Below are 26,336 nucleotides of genomic sequence, written 5' to 3' on the forward strand. Positions count from 1 at the left end.
CCACCGGCGCCGTGTCGCCCCGGCCCAGCAGCAGATAGCGGAACAGGTGCACCAGTGGGCTGCCCTCCGCCCATTCGAAGTAGCAGTGCGGTCGCGGGCCCCGATCGGCTCGGCCTCCGTGCGGCCCGGCCTGCGGCTGCCCGGCCGCTGGCCGACGCCGCTGTCGGTGGTCCAGGCCCTGGGCGACCGGATCCTGCGCACTCCGGTACGGGGTAGCGCCGGGTTGCGCCTCGGCACGGCCACCTGGCGCCTGGGGGCGGGCGGGCCCCTGGGCTACCTCGCCGGGCGGCGTCCGCTGCTGACCTTGACGCTCACCGACTTCCGGCTGCGCTTCGGCACCGCGGCTCCGGCCCCGGCCGCCACCTGGCCCTGACCGCATCACGACTGCCCGGGCTGGCCGGCCACGCGGAAGTCGCCCGGACGTAGGCGGGCCGTGCGGCGGCGGTACTCCCCCGCCATCCCGGGCCAGTTGGTGACGACCCGGCCGCTGGGCGTGCGGTACCAGCTGCTGCACGCGGTCCAGACGCTGCCGGCCAGGCGGGACTGCAGCTCGGCGTCGTAGGCGGCGGCCACTTCCGGGCGTACGTCCAGGGGCTGCGCACCGGCGGCGAGGGCGCGTACGGCCTGCACGATGTAGCGGGCCTGGGCCTCGTGGAAGTAGACCACCGAGGTGTTGCCGGTGTTCGTGTTCGGCCCGTAGACCAGGAACATGTTGGGGAAGTCGGGCACGGCCATCCCCAGGTACGCGTGCGCGCCGTCCCGCCACACCTCGTCGAGCCGCGCCCCGCCGCGCCCGGTCACCCGCATCGGGGTGAGGAACTCGGTGGCCGCGAAGCCGGTGCCGTACACCAGCACGTCGCACGGGTGCTCGACCCCGTCGGCGGTGCGGATCCCGGTCTCGGTGACCGCCGCGATCGGCGCGGTCACCAGGTCGACGTCCGGACGGGCCAGCGTGGGCAGCCAGGCGCTGGTGAACAGCACCCGCTTGCAGCCCATCGGCTCGTCCGGCGTCACCTGCGCCCGCAACCGCCGGTCACGGACCTGCCACCAGCGCTGGGTGCGTGAGGCGGTCCGCAGGAACGCTCCGGCGGCCCGATTGCCGAGCACGGCCGCGCCGGTGAACACCGTCATGGCCCAGGTGCCGGCGCGCGGCGGTCGCATCAGCGCGGGCACCCGCCGGTACAGGGCCCGGCGCAGCGCGCTGTAGCGGCGGTCCGGCTTGGGCAGCGTCCACGGTGCACTGCGCTGGAAGACGACGACCCGGGCGGCCGTACCGGCGATCGCGGGAACGAGCTGGATGGCGCTGGCGCCGGTCCCGACGACCGCTACCGTCCGGCCGTCGATCCGCAGCGCGGGATCCCAGCGGGCGGTGTGCAACGCCGGGCCGCGGAACCGCGCGGCGCCGGGCAGCAACGGAATGACGGGCCGGGACAACTGCCCGACCGCCGGTACGAGCACATCGGCGACCACCTCGGTGCCGTCCGCGATCGCCAGCCGCCAGCAGGACCCCTGCTCGTCCCACTCGGCCCCGGTGACCTCGGCGCCCAGCCGCAGGTGCGGGGTCAGGCCCAGGTCGGTGACGCACCGGTGCAGGTAGGCCAGGATCTCCGAGTGCGGCGGGAAACGCCGTGACCAGTCCGGATTCGGCGCGAAGGAGAACGAGTAGAGCGGGGCGGGGACATCACAGGCGCAGCCCGGGTACGCGTTGTCCCGCCACACCCCACCCAGCCGCTCGGCCTTCTCCAGCAGCACGAAGTCGTGGTACCCGGCCCGGCGCAACGCCGCGGCGACGGCCACCCCGCCGAAACCGGCGCCGATGATCGCGATCCGGGGTGGCACTCACTTCTCCGCGTACAGGGCGTCGATGCGCTCGGCGTAGGCGCGCAGCACCGGGCGCCGCCGTACCTTCATGGTCGGGGTGACCAGCTCGCCGCCCGGCGGCCAGGCGTCGGTCAGGATCGCGTACGCCCGTACCTGCTCGGCCCGCGACAACGTCGCGTTGGCCGCCCGCATCCCGGCCGCGACCGCGGCGGTCGCGTCCGCCGGTGCCTCGGAGTCGAGCACCAGCAGAGCGACCAGGTGCGGCCGGGCGTCGCCCACGACCACGGCCTGCGCGACCTGCGGGCAGTGCGCCTTGATGGCCAGCTCGACCAGCGCCGGGGCGATGTTCTCCCCACCGGAGGTGATCAGCAGTTCCTTCTTGCGGTCGACGATGCTCAGGCAGCCGTCGCCGTCCATCGTGGCGATGTCGCCGGTGGACAGCCACCCGTCGGCGTCCAGGACGGCTCTCGTGTCGTCCGGCCGGTCGCGGTAGCCGCGCATCATCATCGGCCCGCGGACCAGCAGCTCGCCGTCGGCGGCCAGGCGGACCTCGACCCCGGGGAGCGGCCGGCCGACCGTGCCGGGGCGGATCGCGTCCGGCGGGTTCATGGTGGCCATGCCGGAGAGCTCGGACATGCCCCAGGCCTCGCTGAGCGGGACGCCGAGCGCGTTGACGTACTCCACCACCCAGCGCGGCGCGGGCGCGGCAGCGGTGATGGCCAGGCGGACCTGGTCGAGACCGAGCCGGGCGCGGACGGTGCTCAGCGCCTGCTCGTCGGCCATCCGGTACGCCGCGGCCAGCTCGGCGGGCACCTCACCGGCGCGCCGGGCCTGCTGGTAGCGGTGGCCGACGTCGACGGCCGGAGCCAGCCCGGGCATACCGCGGACCCCGGCGACCAGGCGCTGCCACACCTGCGGCACGCCACCGAACAGCGTGGGCCGCACGTCGCGCAGGGCGCCGACGATCTCCCGCGGGTCGGCCAGCGTGGTCACCTCGGTGCCGGTCCAGGTGTGCAGGTAGTGGTTGGCCCAGCGGTCGGCGATGTGCGCCGACGGCAGGAACGAGATCAGCCGGTCGCCGGCGCGCATGCCGAGCAGGGGCGCGCTGGCGGTGGCCATGGCGACCATGCCGGCGTGAGTGACCTCCACGCCTTTGGGGGCGCCGGTGGTGCCGGAGGTGTAGACGAGGGTCAGGAGATCGTCGGGGCGGACCGCGTGCCAGGAGGCGTCGAGGTCGAAATCGGGTCGGCCGCCGGCGATGAGGTCGTCCAGAGTGAAGTCCGCCGCCTCACCGCCGATCCCGGGCTTTTCGTCGAGCCCGGACTTTCCGTCGAGCACGATGATGCGGGGTGGCTTCTCCGGTTCCTTTCCGTCGCGGTCGGCCCGGTCGGGCTGCCCGTGCTGTTCGGCGCCGTCCGGCGCCGGGCCGGGGGCTGCGCTGCCGGTCAGCAGGCCGGCCAGGCGGCGTTCGGTGATCACCACCCGGGCGCCGGAGACGGTCAGCAGGTGGCTGATCTGCTCGGGTGAGGAACTGTGGTAGCAGGAGAACGGGACGGCGCCCAGGTGCTGGGCGGCGGTGTCGACCAGGTGGAACTCCGGGCGGTTGGTGAGCAGCAGAGCCACGGTGTCACCGCGGCCGACGCTCAGGGCCGCGAGCCCGGCGGCGATGGCGTGCACCTGGGCGGCGTACTGCGCCCAGGTGAAGGAGGTGGTGCCGCCGACCGTGCGCAGGGCGACGGCGTCGGGCATGCGCCGCACGGTGGCCTGAAAGGCGGCGCACATGGTGGACGGAACGGGCGGGGAGGTGGCGGTGCCACCCGGGGTGGCCGTCATGGTGCCGAACGTTAGCAAGCTGTTGACAGGTTGCCAATAGGGTCAGCGGGCCGGCGTGACCACCGTCGGAATGACCTGCTCGACGATGGCCAGCAACGTCGTCGCGAGCAGCAGATGCACCTGCGCGCGGGTCAGGGCGTCCCGGTTGAGCCACTCCTTGGCGGTGGCGGTGGCCATGCCGACGTACGCCCGGATCATGCCCCGCAGCTCCGCCCGGTGCTCGGCCACCTCAGCCAGCCCGACCGCGATCAGCACGTACTCGGCGGCGGTGTCCTCCGCCTCGGCCAGCACCCGCTCCACATCGACATCCCGGCCGGTGCCGGCCGCGGTGGCGGCGGCGAGCCAGGACGTGCTGTGCCGGGAGACCACGTCGAGGAACCAGGACACGCTGGCGTCGACCCGGGTGCGCAGATCACCGGCGGGCAGGCTCTGCACGGCCACCTCGGGAATGGTCAGCATGACCCGGATGACCTCGAGATACAGGTCCTTCTTGGTGCCGAAATAGTGGTTGATCAGCCCCCGGGCCACCCCGGCGGCGCGGGCGATGTCGGTGGTGGAGACCTCGGCGTAGGGCCGCTCACCGAAAAGCCGGACCGCACAGGCAAGAATCTGCCCGCGGCGGACGTCCGGCTCCAGGCGTCTGCGGGTCTGCGCTGCATCGACGGTCACCCGGCGACCTTATCCGCCGGGAGCCCGCATCGCCGTCGGCCCGGTCAGCGTCCCCGTCGTCGACATTGCGGGAATGTGGTGCGGAGATCGTCCAGGAACTGCGGGCAGCCGGCCACGACGTGGTCCTCCGCGTCCTGCTCGGCCGGCGCCAGCGGCCGGCCGCGGTGGGCGCGGTGCCAGAGGGCGGCCCGAGGGCTGGTCCGGCGCAGGATGCGGTCCGGTGCCGGCGGAGCCGGACAGAACTGCAGCAGGTACGCGTCCGGCGCTTCCTCGCTGTGGTCGGCCTCGTCGATGCCGCGGACGCTGCACCGGACGCGGTGGTCGCCCGGTGGCAGGCCGAGCGGGTGCGGCGTGTCGTCGTCGAGCCCCAGCAGGTGCACCTCCCGACGGGTACGGCGGAACGACACCTCGACGATCTCGTCCCGCGTGTCGTCCAGCTCGGGCGCAGCGTCCAGCAGAACCTTCATGCCATCCCCGTTTCCAGCCGACAGCCGGCGGCCGATCCGGCTAGTGGTGCTCGAGATCATCGAGCGCGGCTCGGATGGCCAGGGCCAGGTCGTCTCGTTGCTCCTCGGCCAGCCGGTCGTCGGTCGATCCCGGGGTGAGATACCGGAATATGCCGGGACCGCGACGTTCCACGGGAAGGTCCGGCATGCGCGGCACGACATGGAAGTGGACGTGGGCGAAGCCGTCCTTCTCAGCGAACTGCATGACGTAGGTCTTCACGCATCCGGTGACCAGGCCGAGCGCGCGGGAGAGGCGCACCTGCCAGGTGCCCAGCGCGGCCGCTTCGGCGTCGGTGAGCGCCGCGATCGCGGTGACGTGCCGGCGTGGCACAAGGATCAGCCAGCCCGGGAGAGCGCTGGTGAAGTCGTGCGCCACGCGCCAGTACGAATCAGCGGCGATCCGCTCCCGTGGGGGCAGCCGGTCGAATCGATCGTTGTTCCGGCAGGCGTAGCAGTCCATCCCGGCAAGCTATCCCGGCCGTCAGACCAAGCGCAGCGCCGCCGGGGCCGACGCCGGCACCGCCGGACACCGCGGCGGCACCGGGGCCACCCGCACATAAGGCGCCCCCGACGGCGGCCGCGGATCCGGCTCCCCCGCGTTGGGCCACAACGCCACCGCCCGTTCGGCCAGCGCCGTGATGGTCAGCGACGGGTTCACCCCCAGGTTCGCCGCGACCACCGAGCCGTCGATCACGTGCAGGCCCGGGTGGCCGTACAGGCGCTGGTAGGGATCGACCACGCCGGTCGCCGGGCCGGCGCCGATGGCGCAGCCGCCGATGAAGTGGCCGGTCACCGGCCGGCCGACCAGTTCGGTGACCGCGCCCAGCGGGACCCCGTCGATCTTCTCGGCGACCCGGCGGGCGACGTCGTGGGCGGCCGGCACCCAGGCCGGGTTCGGTTCGCCGACGCCGGGACGGGTGGTCAGCCGGCGGCGGCCGAGCAGCGACCGGGTGGTGTGCACGGTGACCGAGTTGTCCAGCGGTTGCATCGCGAGCAGCACGATGGTCTGCTGCGACCAGCGCCGGGGCACGGCCAGCAGCCGCAGGTCGCGCCAGCCGCGGGCGAGGTGGCGCAGGCCGGCCACCCAGCGCCGGCCACCGCCGGTGTCGTCCACCAGCACCGTGGCGAGCAGGGCCAGCAGGTTGCTGCCCCGGCCGTAGCGCACCGGTTCGACGTGGGTGACCGGGTCCGGGTGGATGGACGAGGTGATCGCCACGCCGCGGCTCACGTCGAGGTCGCGGCGGCGGGTGCGGGCGCCCAGGATGGATTCGGAGTTGGTGCGGCTCAGTTCGCCGAGCCGGTCCGAGACCGCGGGCAGCAGGCCACGGTCGCGCATCCGGTGCAGCAGCCGCTGGGTGCCGAGCGCGCCGGCGGCGAAGACCACCTGCTCGGCGGTGAAGCGGCGGGTGCGCCGGCGGGGGCTGCCGGTGGCGCGCGTGTCGACCTCGTACCCGCCGCCCGGCCGCGGCCGGACCGCGACCACTGTGGTCAGCGGGTGCACCGCCGCGCCGGCCGCCTCGGCCAGGTACAGGTAGTTCTTGGTCACGGTGTTCTTGGCGCCGATCCGGCAGCCGGTCATGCAGGCGCCGCAGGAGGTGCAGGCCCGGCGGGCCGGCCCGGCCCCGCCGAAGAAAGGGTCCGGCACGGCCGCGCCGGGCCGCTCACCGAAGAGCACACCCACGGGGGTACGCCGGTACGTGTGCCCGACCCCGAGGTCCTCGGCGACCGCCCGCAGCGTGACGTCGGCGTACGTCTCGACGGGGTTGGTGACCACGCCCAGCATCCGCTTGGCCTGGTCGTAGTACGGCGCCAGTTCGGCCTTCCAGTCGGTGATGGACGCCCACTGCGGGTCGGCGAAGAACGCGGCGGGCGGCTCGTAGAGCGTGTTGGCGTACCCCAGGGAACCGCCACCGACCCCGGCGCCGGACATGACCAGCACGTCGCGCAGCAGGGTCAGCCGCAGAATGCCGTAGCAGCCGAGCGCGGGAGCGTAGACGTAGTCGCGCAGCCGCCAGGAGGTCTTGGCGAACTGCTCGTCCGTGAAACGCCGGCCCGCTTCGAGGACGCCGACCCGGTACCCCTTCTCGGTCAGCCGCAGCGCGGTGACACCCCCGCCGAAGCCGGAGCCGATGACCAGGACGTCGTAGTCGTACGCCATGAGTTACCGTGGCACCGCTATTGTCGGGCTGTCAACAAGGGGGTGCGGCGATGCTGGCCCATGATCGCCGCGGCAGCGGACCCGCACTGGTCCTGATCCACGGGCTGGGCAGCCGCCGCCAGGTCTGGGAGCCGCTGTTCGCGGAGCTGACCCGCCACCGCGAGGTGATCGCGATCGACCTCCCCGGCTTCGGCGACTCGCCCCTCTGGCCGCCGCCCTCGCCCGCGCTGCCCGGCGGCGGACACCCAGCCTCCGGTCCGGCGCCAGCGGCCGACCCAACCGAATTCCGCGAACCGGCCGCCCCGGCACCCGGCGACGGCCCGGCGGCCGTCGGGAGCTTCCCGGCCCCCGGCTCGGTGGATCACCTGGCCGACCTGGTGGCCGCGTTCCTCGACGAGCTCGGCCTGGACCGTCCCGAGCTGGCCGGCAGCTCCCTCGGCGGCGGCATCGCCCTCGAGCTCGGCCGCCGCGGCCGCGCGTCAGCCGTCACCGCGTTCGCCTCGGTGGGCTTCTGGCGACCGGCGGGCCGCCGCTGGTGCCAGGCCGTCGTCGGCGGCGCCCGCGTCCTCAGCGCGGCCCTCGGGCCCGCACTTCCCCGTATCTTCGCCACCCGGGCCGGCCGCGTCGCCCTCTGCGGCATCTTCTACGGCCACCCGGGCCGGCTGTCGCCCGAGGACTGCCTCGGCTCGGCCCGCGCCCTGTCCCGGGCGCCCGGCTTCGCCGCCGCGCGCCGGGCCTTCGGCGTCTGGCGCTTGCCGGTCGGCGCCGATCCCGGTGCGCTTGCCGGCATCCCGGTCACGATCGCCTGGGGTACGCGAGACCTGGTCCTGCCCCACCGCCGCCAGGCCGCCCGGGCCCGCGAGGAGCTGCCCGCCGCGCGGCACGTCCTGCTGCCGGGCGCCGGGCACCTGCCGTTCGCGGATGACCCGGCCCGCTGCACCGAGCTATTGACAGTCCGCCAATAACTGACCAAGGTGGACCCATGGGAGTCTCACCGTGGCGCGAGCCGGAGCACGACGAGCTCGCCGATCTGGTCCGGGCCTTCTTCACCAAGGAGGTCCTGCCGCACGCCGACCGGGTGCTGGCCCAGGGTCACCCCGACCGCGAGCACTACCGCAAGGCCGGTGAGCTGGGCCTGCTCGGCCTCTCCGTGCCGGTCGGGTACGGCGGCGGAGGCGGCACCTTCACCCACGAGGCCGTGCTGCTCGAGGAGCAGACGCGCGCGGGCGACAGCAGTCTCGGCCTGGCCGTCCACAGCGGCATCGTCACCGGCTACCTGGTCGCGTACGGCACCGAGGAGCAGAAGCAGCGCTGGCTGCCCGGCCTGTGCGCCGGCGACCTGGTCGGCGCGATCGCGATGACCGAACCGGACGGTGGCTCGGACCTGCAGGCCATGCGCACCCGGGCCATCCGCGACGGCGACGACTACGTGGTCACCGGCGCGAAGACGTTCATCAGCAACGGCGGCCTGGCCGATCTGGTCATCCTGGCCGCCAAGACCGATCCCGCCCAGCGCGCGTCCGGCGTCTCCCTGCTGCTCTGCGAAGTCGGCGACGCCGGCCCGGGTTTCCGCCGTGGCCGGTTGCTCTCCAAGATCGGGCTCAAGGGCAACGACACCGCCGAGCTGTTCTTCGACGACTTCCGGGTGCCGGCGACCAACCTGCTCGGCGGCACCGAGGGCCTCGGCTTCGCCCAGCTCATGGGCCAGCTCCCGCAGGAGCGCCTGGTCATCGGCATCGGCGCGGTGGCCGCCATGGAACGCGCGATCGACCTGACCGTCGCCTACGTCAAGGAGCGCACCGCCTTCGGCAAGCCGCTCATCGGGCATCAGAACACCCGCATGGTGCTGGCCGAGTGCGCCACCCGCACCCGGGCCGGCCGGGTCTTCCTCGACGACTGCATCGCCCGGCACCTCCGCGGCGAGCTGGACGTCGCCACCGCGGCGATGGCCAAGTACTGGCTCACCGAGGGGCAGTGCGAGGTGGTCGACCGCTGCCTCCAGCTGTTCGGCGGCTACGGCTACACGACCGAATATCCCATCGCCCAGATGTACGCCGATGCCCGCGCCCAGAAGATCTACGGCGGCACCAACGAGATCATGAAGGAGCTGATCGCCCGTGCGCTCTGACGGTCAGGCGTACGTCTACGACACGGTGCGGACGCCGCGCGGGCGGGGGCGGGCCACGGGATCGCTGCACGGCGTCAAGCCGATCTCGTTGACCGTCGGGCTCATCGACGCCGTGCGGGACCGGCTGCCCGGCCTCGACACCGACCGGCTGGACGACCTGGTCATGGGCATCGTCACGCCGATCGGCGAGCAGGGCGGCGACCTGCCCCGGGCGGCGGCGCTGCTGGCCGGCCTGCCCGACCACGTCGGCGGGGTCCAGCTCAACCGCTTCTGTGCCTCGGGCTTGGAGGCGGTCAACATCGCCGCGGCGAAGGTGCGCTCGGGGTGGGACCACCTGGTGCTGGCCGGCGGGGTCGAGTCGATGTCGCGGGTGCCGATGGGCTCCGACGGCGGTGCCTGGGCGATGGACCCCGAGACCGCGCTGGCCACCTCCTTCGTGCCGCAGGGCATCAGCGCCGACCTGATCGCCACGCTGGAGGGCTTCAGCCGGGACGACGTGGACGCGTACGCGCTGCGGTCACAGGAGCGGGCGGCCAAGGCGTGGGCCGGTGGGCACTTCGCGCGGTCGGTCGTGCCGGTGCTCGACCGTACCGGTGGGGTGGTCCTCGCCGTGGACGAGCATCTGCGCCCGGACACGACCCGGGAAGGTCTCGCCGAGCTCAGCCCCTCCTTCGCCGGGATCGGCGCGGCGGGCGGCTTCGACGCGGTGGCGTTGCAGAAGTTCCACTGGCTGGAGGAGATCGAGCATGTGCACCACGCCGGGAACTCCTCCGGGATCGTCGACGGGGCGGCCCTGGTGCTGATCGGCTCCGACACGGGCGGGCGGGAGCTCGGGCTGACGCCGCGTGGGCGGATCGTCGCCGCGGCCGTCAGCGGGGCCGACCCGACGCTGATGCTGACCGGGCCGATCCCGGCCACCCGCAAGGCGCTGGCCACCGCCGGGCTCGGCGTCGACGACATCGACCTCTTCGAGATCAACGAGGCGTTCGCGGCGGTGGTGCTCAAGTACATCCGCGAGCTGGAGCTGGATCCCGAGCGGGTCAACGTGAACGGCGGGGCCATCGCGCTGGGCCATCCGCTCGGGGCCACCGGCGCGATGCTGCTCGGCACCGCCCTGGACGAGCTGGAACGCCGGGACCGGCAGCGCGCCCTGGTCACCCTGTGCATCGGCGGCGGCATGGGCGTCGCCACGATCATCGAGAGGTGCTCATGACCGGCACCGTCCGCTACGACCGTGATCCCGGCGGCGTCGTCACGCTCACCCTGGACGACCCGGGCCAGTCGGCCAACACCATGAACCGGGCCTACGCGGCCTCGATGACCGCGGCCGTCGACCGGCTCGAGGCCGAGCGGGACGAGATCACCGGGGTCATCGTCGCCAGCGCCAAGCGGACGTTCTTCGCCGGTGGGGACCTGCCCGAGATGATCAGGGCGACCCCGGCGGACGCGCCGGCGCTGACCGCGCTGCTCACCACGATCAAGGCGGACCTGCGCCGGCTGGAGACGCTGGGCCGCCCGGTGGTCGCGGCGGTCAACGGCTCCGCGCTGGGCGGTGGGCTCGAGATCGCGCTGGCCTGCCACCACCGGATCGCGCTGGACGCGCCGGGCTCCCGGATCGGCTTCCCGGAGGTCACCCTCGGCCTGCTGCCGGGGGCGGGGGGCGTGACCCGGACCGTACGGATGCTGGGCCTGGCCGACGCCCTGACGACCCTCCTGCTGACCGGGCGCCAGCTGCGACCCGCCGCCGCCCGTGCCGCCGGCCTGGTGGACGAGGTCGTGGACACCGCCGAGGAGATGCTGGCCGGGGCGCGGGACTGGATCGCCGCGCACCCCGACGCGGCCCAGCCCTGGGACCGGCCCGGATACCGGATCCCCGGCGGCGGCCGCGAACTGGCCGCACAGCTGCCGGCGTACCCGGCGAATCTGCGCAAGCAGCTGAAGGGCCGCCTGCCGGCGCCGGAGGCGATCCTGGCCGCCGCGGTCGAGGGCACCCAGGTCGACCTGGACACCGCGCTGACGGTGGAGACCCGCTACCTGGTCTCGTTGCTGACCGGGCAGATCGCCAAGAACATGATCGGGGCGTTCTTCTTCGACCTGAAGGCGGTCAACGACGGCGCGAGCCGGCCCGCGGTCGAGGTCCCGCCGGTGACCCGGGTGGCGGTGCTGGGTGCGGGCATGATGGGTGCCGGGATCGCCTACGCGTGTGCCCGCGCCGGTCTGCCCGTCGTCCTCAAGGACGTCACCGAGGAGGCCGCCCGGCGGGGTCGCACGCACGCCGAGAAGCTGCTGGCCCGCGACGTGGGTAAGGGCCGCCTGGACGCGGAGCGGGCCGCCGCCGTGCTGGCCCGGATCACCGCGACGGCCGACGTGGCCGCGCTGGCCGGTTGCGACGCCGTCATCGAGGCCGTCTTCGAGGACCCCGCTCTCAAGCACGCCGTCTTCGCCGAGGTCGAGCCGGTGCTGGCGCCGGACGCGCTGCTCGCCTCGAACACCTCCACGCTGCCCATCACCGGCCTGGCCGAAGGGGTGAGCCGGCCGGCTGACTTCATCGGCATGCACTTCTTCTCCCCGGTCGACCGGATGCCGCTGCTGGAGATCGTGGTCGGGCGGCAGACCGGCGACGCGGCCCTGGCCCGCGCTTTCGATCTGGGCCGGCGCATCGGCAAGACCCCGATCGTGGTCAACGACGGCCGGGGCTTCTTCACCAGCCGGGTCATCGGGCGGTTCCTCGACGAGGCGATCAGCATGCTGGCCGAGGGCGTTCCCGCGCCGTCGATCGAGCAGGCGGCGCTGCAGGCGGGCTATCCGACCGGGCCGCTGGCGCTGGCCGACGAGGTGTCGCTGACCCTGATCCGGCGCATCCGGCGCCAGTTCGAGGCAGCCGCGGCCGGGACCTTCCCGGTGCTGCCGGCGCACGCCTTCGTCGACCGGATGCTGGACGAGCACGACCGCCCCGGACGGGCCGCGGGCCGCGGCTTCTACGACTACGACAACGGCAGCCGGGGCAGGCTGTGGCCCGGCATCGCCCGCCTGGCCACCGCGGAGGGCCGGGCCGTCCCGCTCGTCGACCTCCAGGAACGGATGATGTTCGCCGAGTCGCTGGACGCGATGCGCTGCCGGGACGAGGGCGTGCTGCGCTCGGCGGTGGACGGTGACATCGGCTCGCTGCTCGGCATCGGCTTCCCGGCCTGGACCGGCGGAGTGCTGCGCTACGTCCAGCAGTACGCGGGCGGACCGGCCGGTTTCGCCGCGCGCGCCACGGAACTGGCGAAGACCTACGGCGATCGTTTCACCCCTCCCCCGGCGCTCGCCGGCCGCTGACCCCGGCCGGCCAGGTGGCGCGGACGCAGATCAGCGTCCCGCCCCTGCCGCTGCGGCATCAGGCCGGGCGGACGTCGAGGCCCAGCGCCATGGCGACCACCACCGCCTGGTCCGCGGTGATGATCGCGTGGCGGATCTCGGTGATCGCCGGGTCCAGCGCGGACAGGTCGGTGCCGCGCAGGTCGGCGCGGGTGAAGTCGGCGCCGCGCAGCGAAGCACCGGACAGGTCGACGCCGCGGAACGTCGCGCCCTGGCAGCGGGCCCCGGTCAGGTCGGCCTCGCGCATCCGGACCCCGGTGAAGGTGGCCGTGCCCAGCGCCGCCCGGGGCAGCCCGACGAACGACCAGTCGCCGTCCTCGACCGTCATGATGTCGTACGTGCAGCGGTCGAACATGCTGCCCACGAGCTTGCACCGGGTGAACGTGGCGTCGAAGAACGAGCAGTTGACGAAGGTGCAGTTGACGAACGCGACGTCGGTCTGGGCCGAGCAGTTGAACCGCACGTCGCGGAAGGTGCACTCCTGGAACTCGACGGCCTGCAGCGTCGTCTCGCACAGGTCGAGGTCGACGAAGGCGACGCGCTCGTGCCTCTTCTCGGCGCCGGCCCCCTCGTCCCACTCCTCGGTGCGCACGACGCTGTGCGTCCCGGGTGCCGCGGTGCCGTTCCTGCGCTCAGCCATGCCGGAGACCATAGAAGGCACCCCCGACAATTCTGCGTCACCAGGTGAACTCGCGGCCCACCGCGCTGCCGCCCGGCAGCAGGAACCGGCCGGTGTACTCCCAGGACTCCACCACGACATAGCGGCGGCCGCGCGGCGCCTTCAGGTCGACCGGCCCGCAGGTGTGTTCCGGGGCGAAGTCCGTGAACATCATCGCCTTGCAGGTGTACGGCCCCGCGGCCACCTCGCCCGTGGCCACGTCCCGGACCGACAGGGAGATGTCGGTCTGGACGCCCGGGCCCGCCTGCATGTGACCGACCACCTTGATCGCCCCGCCCACGGCGTGGCACGGCTGGGCCAGCACCGGATGGCCGACGTCCCAGTCCAACTCGTCGCCGCACTGCCACGGTCCGAAGGTGGCCTCGGCGTGCGCCCCGCCCGGTCCCGCCGACGCCCCGACCGCCGCCGGGCCCGCGGACACGCCGACCGAGGCACCGGCCCGGCGGCCCCGCGAGGCCGGGGAGGGGCCCACGGCCGCACCGGTCGGCTGCGCGCCGCCGCCGCCGGGCACGCTGCCGCCGTACGCCGGGTTCTGTGAGGTCTGGACCCCCGGTGGCGCCGGCTGAGCCGCGAAGCTCGGCCCGGCACCCATGCCTTTCTCGGGCGCCGCGCCGGCGCTGGTGCGCGCCGCGGCGGTCTCGCTGGATTTCCAGACCGTGTAGCCGCCGACGCCCGAGACCGCCAAGGCCCCGGCGACCAGGGCGACGATCGTCGCCGAGCGGCCCCAGACCCAGCTGCGCGGCCGGTTCGGGGGGCGGCGGCGGGGAGCGGCGTTCCGGCGCGGTGGGGTCGCGCGTACGGCCGGGCTCGGCAGCGGCGGCTCGGGGGCGCTCAGCGGCGGGGGCAGGGCGGGCTCGCGGGCGGTGATCCGGGCCAGGTCCCGCAGGATCGGGGCCAGCTCGTCGCCGGCCGGGCGCCGGTCCGGGTCCTTGTCGAGGCAGGACTCGATCACCGCCCAGGCCGCGTCGGACACGCCGGGCGGGCGGACCACCACGTCGTCCAGGTGGTGGCGGAGCACCGCGAGCGGCTCACCCGTGTACGGCGTGTGCCCGGTGAGCAGCTCGTAGAGGACCACGCCGACCGCGTACACGTCGGCGGCCGGGCCCGCGTCGGCGCCGCTGATCACCTCGGGGGCCATGTAGTGCGGCGTACCGATGATCGCGTGCGGGGTGGTGAGGCCGGCCGCGTCGACGACGCGGGCGATGCCGAAGTCGGTGAGCCGCGCGTCGGCGCGGCCGTCCACCGTCTGGAGCAGGATGTTGTCCGGCTTGACGTCGCGGTGCACGACCCCGAGGGTGTGCGCCTCGGCCAGTGCGGCCGCCACCTGGGCGAGCAGCCGGGCCGCCTCGGCGGGCGCGAGGGTGCCGGCCGACCGGAGCCGCTCGCGCAGGCTGCCGCCGGCGACGAAGTCCATCACCAGGCCCAGCGACTCGCCCGCGCTGAACAGGTCGCGGACGCCGACGATGTGCTCGTGGCGCACCATCATCAGGATCGTGCGCTCCTGCACGAAGCGGGTGACCAGTTTCGGCTGGCGCAGCAGGCCCTCGTGCAGCAGCTTGACCGCGACCTGTTCGCCGGAGGTCCGCTCGATGCCGCGCCAGACCGTGCCGGTCGCGCCCTGGCCGACGGGGCAGATCAGGATGTACGAGTTGCCGACGCACCGGCCACTGAGGTCGACGGTGGCGGGCTCGTCCAGGCCTGCGCCGTTCGCGGTGGAGTCTGGCTGCACGTGTCGTGGTGTCCTTCCCCGGGGCTGCTTCGCTGGCGACGACGATCGTGGTGGTCGATGCCCGGGGCGGCAATGGCACAGTGCCCGAACTGTCGTAGAGAGTCAGGTCATCGCACTTGCCGTCACCATTGCCCCGGATGCTCGTTGGTCCGGCGCAAGATTTCGGTACGAATGACCCGGCCGTTCCGGGGCAATCGCCCGCCATGACCATGACCGACACGACGGCTGCCGTGGCGACCAGGGATGTCGCCGCCGACAACGCACTACGGCAACTCGGGACCCTCCTCAAGGACAGCGGCTACACGTTCACCACCGTCACGCCGGCCACTCATCAGCGGGTCAACGACCGCCCGGAGAACGCCCGGGCCCGGACCGCGCGGGACGTGTTCGGGTGGAGCCGCCCGTTCGGCCCCGGCGTGCTCCCGGCGGAGCTGGTCGAGCTGATGGACACGGCCGGTGTGCTGGACCGCGACGGTGACACGGGGCGGAGCCTGGTCCGTTTCTCCTCGTACGACGGCGAGCTGTTCGTCCACTCGGCCTTCCCGACCGCCGCGGCCGACTCGGTCTTCTTCGGCCCGGACACCTACCGGATGGCCGACGCCGCGGCGGCCCACGTCGAGACCCGCGAGCGGCCGGTCCGCCGTGCGGTGGACATCGGCTGCGGCACCGGGGCCGGAGCGATCACCGTCGCCAAGCGCGCGCCGGAGGCCGAGGTGCTGGCGGTCGACATCAACGACGCGGCGTTGCGCTTCGCCCGGGTCAACACCGGACTGGCCCGGACCCCGGGGGTACGGCCGTGCCGCAGTGACCTGCTCAACGACATCGACGGCGACTTCGACCTGATCATCTCGAACCCGCCGTTCATGATCGATCCGGCCGGCCGGGCCTACCGCGACGGCGGCGGCGAGCACGGGCACGACCTGTCCCTGGCGATCCTCGACGCGGCCGCCAAGCGGCTGGCGCCCGGCGGTTCCCTGGTCCTGTTCAGCGGGACCGGCATCGTGGACGGGCAGGACCCGTTCCGGACGGCCGCTACCGAGCGTCTGACCGGCACGGACCTGACCTGGTCCTATCGTGAGGTGGACCCGGACGTCTACGGCGAGGAGCTGGACGGGCCGGCGTACGCGCACGCGGAGCGCATCGCCGTCGTCGTCCTCACCGCCGTGCGCCCGGGCTGACCTGCGAGTGCCGACCGTCGGAACGGTGGTTGCTTGATGCCCATGACCCTGGGTGTGGAAGAAGAGTTCCTGCTGCTGGATCCGGTCACCGGGGAGAACTCCCCGGCGGCCGAGAAGGTGCTGGCCGGGCTGGACGACGACGCCCGCGCGCAGAGCCGGCTGGAGGTGCGGCACAGCATGGTGGAGATGGTCACCGGCGTCTGCACCGAGCTGGCCGAGGTACGCGAGCAGCTGGGCGGGCTGCGCCGGGCCGCCGCCGAGTCGGCTGCCGCCACGGGGGCCGCGCTGGCCGCGATCGGGGCCACGCCGATCGCCGACCCGCAGCGCACGGTGACCGACAACCCGCGGTTCCAGGCGATCGGCCGGCACTACGGCCCGATCGCCCACGATCCCGCGGTGTGCGGCTGCCACGTGCACGTCGGGGTGCCGGACCGCGAGCTGGCCATCCAGGTGTGCAACCACCTGCGGGGGTGGCTGCCGGTGGTCCAGGCCCTGACGGTGAACTCACCGCTGTTCGAGGGCGCCGACACCGGGCATGCGAGCTGGCGCTCGATCCAGCTGGAACGGTGGCCCAGCCTGGGACCGTCGCCGCTGCTGGCGTCGGGCGAGGAGTACGACCGTACGGTCCGGACCATGGTCGCCTCGGGCGTGATGCTCGACGAGAGCATGGTGCTCTGGTACGCCCGCCCGTCCGCGGCCTGGCCCACGGTGGAGGTACGCGTCGGCGACACCTGCCTGACCGTCGACGACACGGTCCTGGTCGCCGGCCTGGTCCGGGCCCTGGTCGCCACCGCCGTCGACCAGATCACGGCGGAGGTGCCGGCGCCCGGCATCCCGGACTACCTCGTCCGCGCCGCGCACTGGAACGCCGCCCACGCCGGCGTCGGGGGCACCCTGCTGGATCCGGTCCGCGGCACCGCCCGGCCGGCCTGGGAGCTGGTCGAGGACCTCGTCGGCGCGGTCACCCCGGCGCTGGAGAGCCACGGCGACCTGGCCGAGGTGCGCGCCGGACTCCAGCGGTTGCGCACCGACGGCACCGGCGCCGAACGGCAGCGCCGCATCCTGCGCCGCACCGGCGACGTCAGGGCGGTCCTGACCGAGGTCTCCCGGCTGACCGTGGACGGCTGAGGGCCGGTTTGCCCGCCGGCGACGCGGGTAGCCGAGGCGCTCCGGCGACTTCAGGAGGAGCCATGACCGATCAGCAGGGGCAGCACATCGAACGGGGCGCGGCCGAGGACAACGCCGGCGCCCCGATCACCTAGACCGACGTGGAGCTCAGCGAGCGCGCACCGAGCGAGCCGGCCGACCGCGACGTTCCCGGCGACAGCGACGGTCAGGACGCGTCCTGATGGGGGCCGTCACCCGGTCGGTGTGGCAGGGTCTGGTCGCGGGCGCGGCGGGGGTCGCGGTGATGACGCCGGCCGAGAAGGCCGAGCAACGCCTCACCCACCGCCCGGGCTCGTACGCACCGGCGTACGTGCTGCAGCGGCTGGCCGGGCGGCGCGACGTCGAGCCGCGCCGCTCGGACGCTCTGAACTGGACCATGCACACCGGCCAGGCGATGCTCGTCGGCGTCCTGCGCGGCGCCATGGCCAACGCCGGGCTGCGCGGGCCGTGGGCCTCGGCCATGTTCACGGTGGTCCGGCTGACCAGCGACCAACTGCTGGAGAACGCGACCGGCGTCGGCGGACCGGGCCCGGGTCAGCGGCACGCCGCGGTCGCACCGGGCCGGCGCTCGCACGTGGGGCCGGTACCGGCCGGGCAGCGCTGACCCGGTCCGGCGATTGGCGCGGGGCAGCCGAATGATCCGGGGCGCCCAGGGTATCCGCCGCGTGTGCCGGGATCGATGCCGCGCAGCGCTGGCGCCTCCCCTCGTGCCGCCGCCCCACCTGAAGGAGCCTCGCGTGACGGAATCCCCGGCGACATCCGCTCTGTCCGCCGCTCGCATCGTCGCCCCCGACGGCCCCGAACGGCCGTTGCTGGAGGCGGTCTCGCGGGCCCTGCGGCAGCGTGGCTGTGAGGATCTGCACCGCGTGCCGGTGCTGGGCCGGCGTGGTGGGCTGCCGGCGGAGCTGCGCGGACCCGCGCTGGCGTTCGAGGACTGCGCCGAGGCCGTACCGCTGGAGCTGGTGGACCGGGTGGACGCCGGTGATGTGGCTTCGTGGTTCACCGGCCACTATCCGGCGCGGCCGTACCCGGCGGTGGTGCTCGGGTCGGCGCACGGGGGCGCCGCGCATCTGGCCGCGGCCCTGGGCGCGCCCTGGTTGCCGACCAGCTTCACCCTCACCGTGCCGTGGCCGGACGGCGATGTCGGCGACTGGACCGGGGCGATGGAGTGGGGCGCCAAGCTCGCCGATCTGATCCTGGCAACCAATCCGGGGGTGACAGTGCGCCAGGTGCACGACCCGGTCGGCCGGGGTCCGCTGTGCGGCTCGACGGTGACCTTGCACGTGCGCTGGCAGCGGCTGCCCCCGGCGTACCGGGATTTCCTGGGGTCCGGTCTGGGGCCCGGGGGCACTGCCCTGCTGCTGCGGGACACCCGGACCTGGCCGGTCCTGGAGCTGACCGACCGGCACAGTTTCCAGCTCGGCCGGCCGGCCGGCGGGATGCGGCACGAGGACCAGACGCTGGACAACCCGTCGTTCCGGCGGCTGCTGCAGACTGTCGGCGGCGACCGGTGGTCGACGCCGTATCTGGACACGCCGCCGCGGTACGCCGAGACCGCCGGTGAGCCGGAGTTCGACCGTGACCTGCGGCGCCTGTCGGGGCACCTGGACCGGCCCGTGCACCGGGTGCTGTATCCCGGGCCGGAGGTGCTCAGCGCCTGCGTGGCCGATCTGTACCGGGCCTGGCTGCGGGACGTGGGACGCGGCGGGGACGAGTGTGTGGTGGAGACGGGACGGCTGGTCGATCCGTGGCGGGTGCTGCGGTCGGGGCTGGTGCCGTACTGGTGCGAGTCGTCGGCCCGGACCGCCGTCGACGGTGCCGAATGGTGGCTGGCCGGCAGCGGCCCGTTCGCCGCGGTGACCATCCTGCCCGAGCCGCCGGGGACCGTCTGCGACGTCCATGCCGCCGCCGCGCAGTGGCGGTCCGTCGCCCACTTCGGGGAGCACCGCACGCACTTCAACCGCCAGGCGCTGGGCCGGTATCCGTTGCTGCCGTTGCCGACCAGCCACGCCTCGGGGGTGCTGCGGGCCCGGCACGAGGCCGCCGGGGTCCCGGGCCGGCTGCCGCTGGGCCTGGCCATGTCGGCCCTGCGCCACTCCGGGTCGCGCCTCGGCCTGCTGGTCGTCTGACCCGGGTTTGACAAGGTGCCCGGCGGGCACGCCGAGGGCATGACTGATCACGTTACCGACCGCAGCGACACTGACGAGCCCGACGGAACGCCGGCCCACGCGGCCTCGATGCGCCCGCCCGGCGAGAGCCTCCCCGGCGGGCCGGACGACGGCGTCGACTTCGGGGCGGACGACGACCCGGAGACGGACGCGAACGACGCGGAGGTGCGGCGCGCGGGCTACGACGTCGACGCGGTCTCTGGCGACACGGCGGCTGTCCGGCCGGAGTAGGTCAGCCGGTCTCGACGACCCGGCGGTCGTCCGGCAGGTGCCGGGTGACGCCGGTGGTGTCGAAGAACTCCAGCAAGGGAACGGCGACCCGGCGGCTCGTGTCCAGAGCCCGCCGGGCTTCGCTGACGGTGAACGGGCCGGGCAACCCGGCCAGCACCTGCGCCGCCCGCCGCGGCGCGTCGGCCCGCAGGATGACGTTGTCGGCCAGCTGCACCACCAGACCCGCGCGGACGGCCGCGCCGAGCTGCCGGGTGCCGAGCCCGAGCTCGCTCAACCGGTACGCGTCCGGCGCCACGAACGGCCGGTCGCCCAGCCCGTCGAAGGCCCGCTCGACCGCCGTGACCAGCTCGGCCGGCACGTCGGCGGCACCGGCGGAGACCCGTCCGCGCCGGGTGACCAGCGGCGGCCGCACGAGCGCCTCGACCAGGGCCCGGTCCGGTAGGCCCAGCCGGTGCCGCAGGGCCTCGACGGGGGCGCCCGGCTCCAGCGGATGCGCGGCGGCATGCCGGGCCACCTCCCGCGCCAGCCGCTCCCCCAGCCCGGCCCAGTGCGCCGGGTCGGCCAGCCAGTCGCCGGCGACCGGGTCCCCGGGGTCGCTGACGCCCATCCGGAGCAGGTCGGCCCGGCGTACCAGAAGACGACGGTGCAGCTCACCGGCCAGGTCGGGCTTCCCCGACATGGTCGCCAGCTGGGCGGCCCGGGTCGCGGCCGCGCCGCGCCGGGACAGACCCGGGGGTACGACGTCGAGCACGGTCACTCCCCCGGCCACGTGGTGGCGGCCGGGATCGCGCAGCAGGGCCCGGTCCCCGATCCGCAGCGGCAGCGGCGTGTGCAGCCGCAGCCGGGCGGTGTCCGGGCCCAGCGGCCGGACCCGGGCCGACACGGCGGCGGAACCGGTGTGCAGGGTGACGGTAGCGGGCAGGTCGGCCACGGGATCGCCGTGCACGCGTACGTCGACCAGGTCGGTGAGCCGGAACCGGCCGGGTGTGAGCAGCGCCTGACCGCGGCCGATGGTGTCCTTGTCGACGCCGCGCAGGTTGATCGCCACCCGCGCGACCGCGCCGACCCGATCAGCGGCGGCACCGAGGCTCTGCAGCCCGCGGACCCGCACCGGCCGGGCTGCGCCGGTCAGCTCCAGCTCGTCGCCGACGCGCAGCTCCCCGGCGCCGAGCGTGCCGGTGACGACGGTGCCGGCGCCCTTGACCGTGAACGAACGGTCGACCCACAGCCGCACGGCCGCCGCCGGGTCGGGCGCGGGCAGCCGGGCGACGAGCCGGTCCAGAGCGGCCCGCAACTCGTCGAGCCCGGCGCCGGTGGCACCGCTGACCGCCACGGCTTCGACGGTGCCCAGCGAGGTGGCCGCGATTTCGGCGCGGGCATGCTCGATCGCATGGCCCGGATCGGCGAGATCGCTGCGGGTGACGACGACCAGCCCGTGCCGGACGTCGAGGGCGTCGAGCGCGGCCAGGTGCTCGGCCGACTGGGCCCGCCAGCCCTCGTCCGCGGCGACGACCACGACGGCGGCCGGCACCGGGCCGACCCCGGCGAGCATGTTGCCGACGAACCGCTCGTGACCGGGCACGTCGACGAACGCGACGGTGGCGCCGGACGGCAGCGAGGTCCAGGCGAACCCGAGGTCGATGGTCATGCCGCGGCGGCGTTCCTCGGCCCAGCGGTCGGGCTCCATCCCGGTGAGGGCGCGGACCAGGGTGGACTTGCCGTGGTCGACGTGCCCGGCGGTGGCGAGCACGTGCATCAGCGGCCCCCGGACCCGAGCACGGCCCGGATCGCGGTGATCAGGTCGGGGTCACGCTCCTCGGGGACGCAGCGCAGGTCCAGCAGGAGGCGTCCCCGTTCGACCCGGCCGACGACCGGGACGGGACCGAGCCGCAGCGCAGTGGCGTACCGCTCGGGCAGTGACAGCGCCCACGACGGGAGCTCGAGCTCGGGCGCCCCGCCGCCGCCGACGACCGCGACCGATTCGACCAGCTCGACCCCGGCCAGCTGGTCCTGGATGCGCTCGGTGCGGGCCCGCAGGGCGCCGAGGTCGTAGCGCAGCGCCTGCCAGGTGGGCGTCGTCGGCCCGGTCAGCGTCGCCTGCAACGCGGCGAGCGTGAGCTTGTCCACCCGCAGCGCCCGGGCCAGCGGGTGCCGGCGCACCTGCTCGACCAGCGCGGCGGCGCCGAGCAGCAGCCCGGCCTGCGGTCCGCCGAGCAGCTTGTCCCCACTGGCGATGATCAGATCGGCGCCGGCCCGCAGCGTGGTGGCGGCGTCGGGCTCGTCCGGCAGCAGCGGATCCGGCGCGAGCAACCCGGACCCGATGTCGGCGACGACCGGCACGCCGAGCCCGGTCAGCTCGCTGACGTCGACCGCCTTCGTGAAGCCGCGGACGACGAAGTTGGAGGGGTGAACCTTGAGGATGAAGCCGGTCCGCGGCCCGATCGCGGCGGCGTAGTCGGCGAGCGCGGTGCGGTTGGTGGTGCCGACCTCCCGCAGCCGCGCGCCGGTCGACTCGAGCAGGTCGGGCAGCCGGAAACCGTCGCCGATCTCGACGAGCTCGCCCCGGCTGACGACGACCTCCCGGCCGGCGGCCAGGGCGGTGGCGGTGAGCACGAGCGCGGCGGCGCCGTTGTTGACGACGTGCACCTCCCCGGCGGCCGGCACGGCCGCGGCCAGGGCGGCCAGGGCGGTGCGCCCGCGGCGGGCCCGGACACCGGTGGCCAGGTCGAGCTCGACATCGGTGTGCGCCCCGGCGGCGGCGACGGCGGCGAGCGCCGCCGGGGAGAGGGCGGCCCGGCCGAGATTGGTGTGCAGGATGACGCCGGTGGCGTTGAGAACGGTCCGCAGGCCGCCGGCCGTGTCGGGAAGCGCCGCGAAAGCCGCGGCGGCCACGTCGGCGGGGTCGAGCTCACCGGCGCGGGCCCGCTGCTGGGCGGCGACGACGGCGGCCTTGACGGGCGCCCGCCCGAGCCGCGCGGCGGCGTCGACGAGCCGGGGATCGGCCAGGACCGCATCGGTACGCGGGACGAGCCTGCGCCGGTCAACCGTGGCCTCAGCCACCCGAGCCTCCTCCGTCACCTGCCGCCGATCCACCGTACTGCGGGCAGCGCTGCCCACCGCCACGGGTACCCCGGATCGCCATACTGACGCTCGTGACATTCAGCATTCGCGCGCGGAACCGGAACGCCTTCACGACCTGGCGGCGGTCGCTCTGCTCCTGACGCCGGGGGCAGGGCTCGCCGTTCTGCTCGGCGTGCTGCTGTGGGCCGGCCTCGGCAAGCCGGACCCGGCAGCGCCGGCTCCGGCCCCCTCCGCGTCGGCGGCCGCCCGCCCGCTCGCTCACGGCCGCCGAACGGCTGGACAGCATCAAGCTGGTCCTGGCGACGGTGGGCGGCGTCGGCGCGGTCGTCGCGCTGGGCATCCTGGGTACGGGTGAACGTGAGGTACGCCGGACGCTGTTCCGGGTGCTGCGCAACCACCTCCGTCCGGAGACCCGCTGGAGCGAGACGAAGTGGTCCGGTTACCGGTTCAGCTTCGAGGGCGCGGTGCTGGACAGCGGCGACCTCTCCGGGGCCGAGCTCGCCCCCAACCGGCCACATGACCTTCCACGGCGCCACGTTCGTCGGCAGCTTCCTGTTCAACCGCCTTCGTCCTCAACGGCGCGCCGATCTGGTTCACCCGGGCCACCTTCGCCGGCGAATCCGTCACCTTCGACAAAGCTGTGCTGGTCGGCAGAACAGTCAATTTCGGCGAGGCCACGTTCGCCAAGGGACTGTGTCGTTCAAGGACGTCCAGGCGCCGCCGGCGGCGAACTTCGCCGGAGCCTGGCATGTCGGAGGCACGGTCGACTGGGGTCCGTTCACGCCGCTGCCGCCACCGCCGGTCAGCGGGCCGGCTTCCGCGCTGACACGCTGGGCGAAGGCGATGGGGTCGGCTCGCTCTCGGCGCGGCGGGCGTCCCGGGTAGGTCACAGGCAGGACCCGCGGTCATCCACGTCGCCGATCACGGTGATGAGCAAGCGCCGCAGGTTCTGGATCTCGTCCGGGTCGAGGCCGGTCAGAGCCGAGGACTCGACGGTGTCGCAGGCGGCGGCGACCTTCGTACGCAGTGCCTCGCCGTCCGTGGTTATCACCGGGATGCGCAGGCGGCGGTCACGCGGGTCGTTGTGCCGCACGACGAAGCCGTTGCGTTCGAGCCGGTCGAGCTGGCTCATCAGGGTGGTCTTGTCGAGTCCCAGGGTCTTGCCGAGTTCGCCCTGGGTGAGGCCCGGGCTCTTGTGCAGGGCGCTCAGCACGATGTATTCGCGCAGCGTGAGTCCGTGCTTCTCGGCCGTGTCACCGGTCGCGGCGCGCATGCGCTGGGCCGCGCGGTGCAGCAGCCAGGTGATCTCGGAGTCGACGGTGGGACGCGGGCCGACGTCCCCGGGCGGTTGCGGGCTGTGCATGCGAGCACCGTACGTCTTCAGCGGGAGCGACCGGCGCCCTCGGGCACCAGCAGCGGGATGCCGTCGTAGGAGCCGAGGTCGTGCGCGGGGACGATCCGCATCAGGCCGTCGAGGGCGATCATGCGATCGAGGTCCTGGCGAACCCGGCCGGGGTCGCTGTCGGCCAGCCTGCGCATCAGCCACGGCCGTTCGGCCCGCCGGCGGATACCGTCGATCTGCCAGGTCAGGTCACCGATGAAGGCGTACCGGTGGCCGCCGGGCACGGTCACGAAGACGATCACCGAGCCCTCGGTGTGGCCGCCCGCGGGCACGATGACGACCGAGCCGTCGCCGTGCACGTCGTAGCTCGACGGAAAACCGAGATACGGCCCGTCCGGGAAGGCGTACTCACGGATGTCGTAGCCCCGGGAGACCAGGCGGAACACTTTGCCGTCGGGGTCCTTGGCGGCGTACCGCTGCTCGTCGGCATTCATCCAGAGCGGCGTGCCCCGCAGGCTGTCGAGGCCGCCCACGTGATCCCAGTGCGAATGGGTGAGCAGCACCCCCGCCAGCCGGTCGCGGCTGTAGCCGGCGGCGTCGAGCTGCTCCTGCACTGTCCGGCCCACCTGGTAGGGGGCACGGACGAAGGCGGGCAGCAGCTTGATGTGCGCGGCGACGTCGGCGCCGAAGCCGGCGTCGATCAGCAGGTCCCCGTCCGGGTGCCGCACCAGCACCGCGGACGCGGCGAAGTGGCGCTTGTCGCGGAACGACCCGCCCCGGACGGCGAACGCCGCCCGGGTCTCGTAGGTGCCGGTCGGCAGGTGGTAGATGGCCATGTCCGCAGGCGGGTGTGCGGCCGGGAGAGAAGGCATGAGGAGACCGTACGAGCCGAGAAAGTCTGAGGCAAGACTTTCTGAGTTCAGACTTTCTCGTCTCGGACGGTTTGACGGCAGCAAGCCGGTACGGGCCGGACTCATGGTGGGGAGCGGAGGCGGACGGGAATCGAACCCGCCCGGCCCGGATACCGGGCCACACCGGTTTTGAAGACCGGGAGGGGCACCAGCCACCTGAACGCCTCCGTCGATCACCCTAGGCCGCCCCGCACCGCCCCGCACGGCGGGATGCCGGTGATCGTGCAAGAGTGCGATGGTGACGTCTACACAGAGCCGACGGCTGACGGAGTACGCGCACGGCGGTGGCTGCGCGTGCAAGATTCCTCCGGGCGAATTGGAGACTGTCGTCTCCGGCCTGATGGGTGAGTCCGCGCCGCGCGGGCCGGGTGAGCTCCTCGTCGGGCTGGACGACGGCGACGACGCCGCGGTCGTGCGGATCGCCAACGGCGTGGCCATCGTCGCCACCGCCGACTTCTTCACGCCGGTCGTCGACGACGCCTACGACTGGGGGCGGATCGCCGTCGCCAACGCGCTCTCCGACGTGTACGCCATGGGTGGTGCGCCCGTCGTCGGGGTCAATCTGCTGGCCTGGCCGCGGGACCTGCTACCGATGGAGCTGGCCGCCGAGGTTCTGCGCGGTGGCCTGGCCGTCGCCCGGGAGGCCGGTTGCCACGTCGCCGGCGGGCACAGCGTCGATGATCCGGAGCCCAAGTACGGCATGGCGGTCACCGGCATCGCCGACCCCGATCATCTGATGCGCAACGACGCCGGGGTGGCCGGCGTGCCGCTGACCCTGACCAAGCCACTGGGCATCGGCGTGCTCAACAGCCGCCACAAGAACACCGGGGAGGTCTTCCCGCAGGCCGTCGCCGCGATGACCGGGCTCAACCGGGCCGCCTCCGAGGCCGCGCTGGCCGCCGGGGCCGTGTGCGCGACCGACGTCACCGGCTTCGGGCTGCTCGGGCACCTGCACAAGCTGGCCCGGGCGAGCGGGCTGACCGCCCGGGTGGACGCGGCGGCAGTGCCCTATCTGGAGGGTGCCCGCGACGCCCTCGCCGCCGGGTACGTCAGCGGCGGCACCCGGCGCAACCTGGACTGGGTCCGGCCGCACCTGGACGCGGACGGTGTCTCCGAGGCCGAGTTGCTGCTGCTGGCGGACGCGCAGACCTCGGGCGGGCTGCTGGTGGCGGGCGAGGTGCCCGGCTACCCGGTCATCGGCGAGCTGCTGCCCGCCCGCGGCGAAGGCACGACCCTGCTGGTCCGCTGAGCGGAGCCGACGCCTCGCCCATCACACCCAGCCCGGCCCACGGGCAGATCGCGCCCGCCGACCGGTTCACCCCCGGACCGGGCCTGCGGGAGAGCTCGCGCCCGCCGACCGGTTCGCCCCCGGACC

Annotated in this window: 22 protein-coding genes, 1 tRNA gene and 1 pseudogene; 11 read left to right on the plus strand and 13 right to left on the minus strand. The window is 74.0% G+C overall.

Features of this window, described 5'->3' with window-relative positions; translation table 11 throughout:
- Nucleotides 1-373: pseudogene (locus tag ACWEOZ_RS09085) on the plus strand (hypothetical protein); the annotation flags it as partial.
- Between the two features lie 5 nt (nucleotides 374-378).
- Here the strand turns inward: ACWEOZ_RS09085 and ACWEOZ_RS09090 are convergent.
- Genes ACWEOZ_RS09090 through ACWEOZ_RS09115 form a run of 6 tightly spaced genes read right to left on the minus strand, consistent with a single transcriptional unit; the run spans nucleotide 379 to nucleotide 6,987 of the window.
- Complete coding sequence (locus tag ACWEOZ_RS09090; RefSeq protein WP_451910184.1) at nucleotides 379-1,839, minus strand: flavin-containing monooxygenase; 1,461 nt, start codon at nucleotides 1,837-1,839, stop codon at nucleotides 379-381.
- Complete coding sequence (locus ACWEOZ_RS09095; protein WP_451910185.1) at nucleotides 1,840-3,654, minus strand: AMP-dependent synthetase/ligase; 1,815 nt, start codon at nucleotides 3,652-3,654, stop codon at nucleotides 1,840-1,842. It lies immediately after the preceding gene.
- A 42-nt stretch (nucleotides 3,655-3,696) separates the two neighbouring features.
- Complete coding sequence (locus tag ACWEOZ_RS09100) at nucleotides 3,697-4,323, minus strand: TetR/AcrR family transcriptional regulator (protein ID WP_451910186.1); 627 nt, start codon at nucleotides 4,321-4,323, stop codon at nucleotides 3,697-3,699.
- Nucleotides 4,324-4,367: 44 nt separating this feature from the next.
- Nucleotides 4,368-4,790, minus strand: a complete 423-nt coding sequence (locus ACWEOZ_RS09105) for a hypothetical protein (RefSeq protein ID WP_451910187.1) — start codon at nucleotides 4,788-4,790, stop codon at nucleotides 4,368-4,370.
- Between the two features lie 40 nt (nucleotides 4,791-4,830).
- Nucleotides 4,831-5,289, minus strand: a complete 459-nt coding sequence (locus tag ACWEOZ_RS09110) for an HIT family protein (RefSeq protein WP_451910188.1) — start codon at nucleotides 5,287-5,289, stop codon at nucleotides 4,831-4,833.
- 21 nt (nucleotides 5,290-5,310) lie between these two features.
- On the minus strand, nucleotides 5,311-6,987 hold the full coding sequence (locus ACWEOZ_RS09115) for a GMC oxidoreductase (protein ID WP_451910189.1): 1,677 nt from the start codon (nucleotides 6,985-6,987) through the stop codon (nucleotides 5,311-5,313).
- 50 nt (nucleotides 6,988-7,037) lie between these two features.
- On the opposite strand from ACWEOZ_RS09115, the gene ACWEOZ_RS09120 reads away from it, so the two are divergent.
- The 4 genes from ACWEOZ_RS09120 to ACWEOZ_RS09135 are packed head-to-tail and all read left to right on the plus strand — an operon-like array spanning nucleotide 7,038 to nucleotide 12,436.
- Complete coding sequence (locus ACWEOZ_RS09120) at nucleotides 7,038-7,952, plus strand: alpha/beta fold hydrolase (protein WP_451910190.1); 915 nt, start codon at nucleotides 7,038-7,040, stop codon at nucleotides 7,950-7,952.
- A 17-nt stretch (nucleotides 7,953-7,969) separates the two neighbouring features.
- Nucleotides 7,970-9,115, plus strand: a complete 1,146-nt coding sequence (locus ACWEOZ_RS09125) for an acyl-CoA dehydrogenase family protein (protein WP_451910191.1) — start codon at nucleotides 7,970-7,972, stop codon at nucleotides 9,113-9,115.
- Nucleotides 9,105-10,328 carry an acetyl-CoA C-acetyltransferase gene (locus ACWEOZ_RS09130; RefSeq protein WP_451910192.1) on the plus strand — a complete coding sequence of 408 codons (1,224 nt, stop codon included), beginning with the start codon at nucleotides 9,105-9,107 and terminating at the stop codon, nucleotides 10,326-10,328. Before ACWEOZ_RS09125 ends, ACWEOZ_RS09130 begins: the two co-directional genes overlap by 11 nt.
- Entirely contained in the window at nucleotides 10,325-12,436 is a 2,112-nt protein-coding gene (locus tag ACWEOZ_RS09135) for a 3-hydroxyacyl-CoA dehydrogenase NAD-binding domain-containing protein (protein ID WP_451910193.1), read from the plus strand. Before ACWEOZ_RS09130 ends, ACWEOZ_RS09135 begins: the two co-directional genes overlap by 4 nt.
- A gap of 58 nt (nucleotides 12,437-12,494) precedes the next feature.
- On the opposite strand, the gene ACWEOZ_RS09140 is transcribed toward ACWEOZ_RS09135, so the two are convergent.
- Together ACWEOZ_RS09140 and ACWEOZ_RS09145 are read right to left on the minus strand one after the other, a co-directional pair.
- Nucleotides 12,495-13,115 carry a pentapeptide repeat-containing protein gene (locus ACWEOZ_RS09140; RefSeq protein WP_451910194.1) on the minus strand — a complete coding sequence of 207 codons (621 nt, stop codon included), beginning with the start codon at nucleotides 13,113-13,115 and terminating at the stop codon, nucleotides 12,495-12,497.
- A gap of 37 nt (nucleotides 13,116-13,152) precedes the next feature.
- Nucleotides 13,153-14,883 carry a serine/threonine-protein kinase gene (locus ACWEOZ_RS09145; protein WP_451910195.1) on the minus strand — a complete coding sequence of 577 codons (1,731 nt, stop codon included), beginning with the start codon at nucleotides 14,881-14,883 and terminating at the stop codon, nucleotides 13,153-13,155.
- A gap of 203 nt (nucleotides 14,884-15,086) precedes the next feature.
- Between ACWEOZ_RS09145 and ACWEOZ_RS09150 the strand changes: the two genes are divergently transcribed.
- From ACWEOZ_RS09150 to ACWEOZ_RS09170, 5 genes are all read left to right on the plus strand, one after another.
- On the plus strand, nucleotides 15,087-16,061 hold the full coding sequence (locus tag ACWEOZ_RS09150) for a methyltransferase (RefSeq protein ID WP_451910196.1): 975 nt from the start codon (nucleotides 15,087-15,089) through the stop codon (nucleotides 16,059-16,061).
- A 36-nt stretch (nucleotides 16,062-16,097) separates the two neighbouring features.
- Nucleotides 16,098-17,189 (plus strand): carboxylate-amine ligase, encoded by a 1,092-nt coding sequence (locus tag ACWEOZ_RS09155; protein WP_451910197.1) that lies wholly within the window; start codon nucleotides 16,098-16,100, stop codon nucleotides 17,187-17,189.
- 220 nt (nucleotides 17,190-17,409) lie between these two features.
- Nucleotides 17,410-17,832, plus strand: coding sequence for a hypothetical protein (locus ACWEOZ_RS09160; RefSeq protein WP_451910198.1), 423 nt, complete (start codon nucleotides 17,410-17,412; stop codon nucleotides 17,830-17,832).
- 133 nt (nucleotides 17,833-17,965) lie between these two features.
- The gene (locus ACWEOZ_RS09165; RefSeq protein ID WP_451910199.1) at nucleotides 17,966-19,357 is read left to right on the plus strand and encodes a hypothetical protein; all 1,392 of its coding nucleotides are present in this window, start codon (nucleotides 17,966-17,968) and stop codon (nucleotides 19,355-19,357) included.
- A 39-nt stretch (nucleotides 19,358-19,396) separates the two neighbouring features.
- Nucleotides 19,397-19,627: a hypothetical protein gene (locus ACWEOZ_RS09170; RefSeq protein WP_451910200.1), complete on the plus strand. Its 231-nt coding sequence runs from the start codon at nucleotides 19,397-19,399 to the stop codon at nucleotides 19,625-19,627.
- Nucleotide 19,628: 1 nt separating this feature from the next.
- Here ACWEOZ_RS09170 and selB read toward each other — a convergent pair whose 3' ends face one another.
- The 5 genes from selB to ACWEOZ_RS09195 all read right to left on the minus strand — a co-directional run bounded on the left by selB (nucleotide 19,629) and on the right by ACWEOZ_RS09195 (nucleotide 25,129).
- A complete protein-coding gene (gene selB, locus ACWEOZ_RS09175; RefSeq protein ID WP_451910201.1) occupies nucleotides 19,629-21,383 on the minus strand; it encodes a selenocysteine-specific translation elongation factor in 1,755 nt (584 codons plus the stop codon).
- Nucleotides 21,383-22,687: an L-seryl-tRNA(Sec) selenium transferase gene (selA, locus tag ACWEOZ_RS09180; RefSeq protein ID WP_451910202.1), complete on the minus strand. Its 1,305-nt coding sequence runs from the start codon at nucleotides 22,685-22,687 to the stop codon at nucleotides 21,383-21,385. Before selA ends, selB begins: the two co-directional genes overlap by 1 nt.
- Nucleotides 22,688-23,594: 907 nt before the next feature.
- On the minus strand, nucleotides 23,595-24,071 hold the full coding sequence (locus tag ACWEOZ_RS09185; protein ID WP_451910203.1) for a MarR family winged helix-turn-helix transcriptional regulator: 477 nt from the start codon (nucleotides 24,069-24,071) through the stop codon (nucleotides 23,595-23,597).
- A 17-nt stretch (nucleotides 24,072-24,088) separates the two neighbouring features.
- A complete protein-coding gene (locus ACWEOZ_RS09190; protein ID WP_451910204.1) occupies nucleotides 24,089-24,922 on the minus strand; it encodes an MBL fold metallo-hydrolase in 834 nt (277 codons plus the stop codon).
- Between the two features lie 114 nt (nucleotides 24,923-25,036).
- A tRNA-Sec gene (locus tag ACWEOZ_RS09195) sits at nucleotides 25,037-25,129 on the minus strand.
- Nucleotides 25,130-25,196: 67 nt separating this feature from the next.
- On the opposite strand from ACWEOZ_RS09195, the gene selD reads away from it, so the two are divergent.
- Nucleotides 25,197-26,210, plus strand: coding sequence for a selenide, water dikinase SelD (gene selD, locus ACWEOZ_RS09200; RefSeq protein ID WP_451910205.1), 1,014 nt, complete (start codon nucleotides 25,197-25,199; stop codon nucleotides 26,208-26,210).
- The last annotated feature ends 126 nt before the right edge of the window (nucleotides 26,211-26,336 follow it).

It is taken from the genome of Actinoplanes sp. NPDC004185 (assembly GCF_053603475.1).